The sequence below is a fragment of the Clostridium sp. ATCC 25772 genome (assembly GCF_001573875.1).
Taxonomy (GTDB): Bacteria; Bacillota; Clostridia; order Clostridiales; family Clostridiaceae; genus Clostridium_J; species Clostridium_J senegalense.
The window spans coordinates 1-578 of the sequence record NZ_LFRG01000239.1 but is presented as its reverse complement, the minus strand read 5'-3'; the positions used below and the strand labels follow the sequence as shown (position 1 = coordinate 578).

Annotated in this window: 1 pseudogene; it reads left to right on the top strand. The window is 24.9% G+C overall.

From position 1 onward, the window contains the following. Positions 1–109: 109 nt before the first annotated feature. Positions 110–578: pseudogene (locus tag AZI32_RS17790) on the top strand (IS4 family transposase); the annotation flags it as partial.

The window sequence follows — 578 nt, the reverse complement described above, 5'->3', positions numbered from 1 at the left end:
GTAAAGCTAAGCCATATTTTTCATGTTTTTCATAACTTTTTTAGTTATAAAAACAAATAAAAAAGCCACTCCTAATAGTATGTTAACCTAAAGAAAGGAGTGACTTTATATGAAATTCATTAATAGTATTAGTAAAATTTCAAAAAATATAAGTGTTTTTTCTGAAAAAAGATTAAATAAAATTGCTAAAGAAGTAGGCTTTATTCAAAGACGCAGCAAAATAGATGGAAATATGTTTTTTAAACTATTTACTTTTGGTGCATTTAGTGTTGATAATCTTTCTTTAAGAAGCTTATCTGATTTCTACGAAAGAATTGATTCAAGTAAAGAAATAACTAGACAAGGATTGGAGAATAGACTTGAAAAAGGTAGTGAATTTTTAGAGAAAGTTTTTAAAAATACTATAGAAGAAAAATATCTTAAAATTCAAAAGATGAATAATATACGTAGTTTACAACTTTTTTCAGATATTAAAATTTGTGATAGCTCAATTATACCAGTGAATGATGAATTAAAATTAATTTGGAAAGGCTATGGAAATAGTGTGCCGAAGGCTGCTTTAAAACTTCAAACATTAT